The 1,874-nt window shown below is 53.4% G+C and carries 1 protein-coding gene; it reads right to left on the bottom strand.

Annotation, left to right across the window (positions count from 1 at the left end; genetic code table 11):
- Positions 1-1,874: DNA-directed RNA polymerase subunit beta (gene rpoB / locus RDN66_RS07625; RefSeq protein ID WP_308537752.1), on the bottom strand; the 1,874-nt coding region annotated here is incomplete at both ends.

Raw genomic sequence — 1,874 nt, 5'->3', positions numbered from 1 at the left:
TGGGTTTCAAGGATCTGACCGATGTTCATACGCGATGGTACGCCCAGCGGGTTCAGTACGATATCTACCGGCGTACCGTTAGCATCGTGTGGCATATCTTCGATCGGGTTGATCTTAGAAATTACACCCTTGTTACCGTGACGACCTGCCATTTTGTCACCAGGCTGGATACGGCGTTTAACGGCCAGGTATACCTTAACAATCTTCAGCACACCCGGTGCCAGATCGTCGCCTTGGGTGATTTTGCGGCGTTTCGCTTCGAGTTTTTTCTCGAACTCGTGTTTCAGCTCGTCGTACTGTTCAGCAAGCTGTTCCAGCTGATTCTGTTTCTCTTCGTCGGTCAGACCGAGTTCCAGCCAGCGATCGCGAGGCAGTTTGTCCAGCTTCTCAGCTTCGACACCACCGGCAACCAGCACAGCGTAGATACGGCTGAACAGGCCAGCTTCGAGGATCTGCAGTTCTTCAGACAGGTCTTTCTTAGCCTGCTTCAGCTGCATCTCTTCGATTTCCAGCGCACGTTTGTCTTTTTCTACGCCATCGCGAGTAAAGACCTGAACGTCGATAACAGTACCGGAAACGCTGTTTGGTACGCGCAGGGAAGAGTCTTTAACGTCAGACGCTTTCTCACCGAAGATAGCACGCAGCAGCTTCTCTTCTGGCGTCAGCTGGGTTTCACCTTTCGGCGTTACCTTACCAACCAGAATGTCGCCACCGGTGACTTCTGCACCAATGTAAACGATACCGGATTCATCCAGTTTGGAGAGCGCAGCTTCACCCACGTTAGGGATGTCAGCGGTGATCTCTTCAGGCCCCAGCTTGGTGTCACGGGACACACATGCCAGTTCCTGAATGTGGATGGTGGTGAAACGGTCTTCCTGAACAACACGCTCGGATACGAGGATGGAGTCTTCGAAGTTGTAACCGTTCCATGGCATGAATGCCACGCGCATGTTCTGACCCAGAGCCAGTTCACCCAGGTCGGTGGACGGGCCATCTGCCAGCACGTCGCCGCGCTCGATTGGCTCACCCAGAGACACGCAAGGCATCTGGTTAATACAGGTGTTCTGGTTAGAACGGGTGTATTTAGTCAGGTTGTAGATGTCGATACCCGCTTCGCCCGGATACATCTCGTCTTCGTTAACTTTGATAACGATACGGGATGCGTCGACGTACTGAACGGTACCGCCACGCTTAGCAACTGCAGTAACACCGGAGTCAACGGCAACAGCACGTTCCATACCGGTACCAACCAGCGGCTTATCAGCACGCAGAGTTGGAACGGCCTGACGTTGCATGTTCGCACCCATCAATGCACGGTTGGCGTCATCGTGTTCCAGGAACGGGATCAGGGACGCACCGACGGATACCACCTGTTGGGTGGATACGTCCATGTAGTCAACCTGGTCGCGGCTGAACAAGCTGGATTCGCCTTTGCTACGGCAAGTTACCAGGTCTTCTACAAAGTGGCCTTCGTCATCCAGGTTGGAGTTCGCCTGAGCGATAACGTAGTTGCCTTCTTCGATAGCAGACAGGTAATGAATTTCGTCGGTTACAACACCGTCGGTCACTTTACGGTACGGAGTCTCAAGGAAGCCGTATTCGTTAGTCTGTGCGTACACGGACAGGGAGTTGATCAGACCGATGTTTGGACCTTCAGGCGTTTCGATTGGACATACGCGACCGTAGTGAGTCGGGTGTACGTCTCGAACTTCGAAGCCTGCACGTTCACGGGTCAGACCGCCCGGGCCGAGTGCGGAGATACGACGTTTGTGCGTAATCTCAGACAGCGGGTTGTTCTGGTCCATAAACTGAGACAGCTGGCTGGAACCAAAGAACTCTTTCACTGCTGCAGAAATCGGCTTGGCGTTGATCAT

The organism is uncultured Kluyvera sp. (assembly GCF_902485085.1).
Lineage (GTDB): Bacteria > Pseudomonadota > Gammaproteobacteria > Enterobacterales > Enterobacteriaceae > Kluyvera > Kluyvera ascorbata.
Note: the sequence above shows the minus strand (reverse complement) of the source record. Positions and strands in the feature narration are given on the sequence as shown.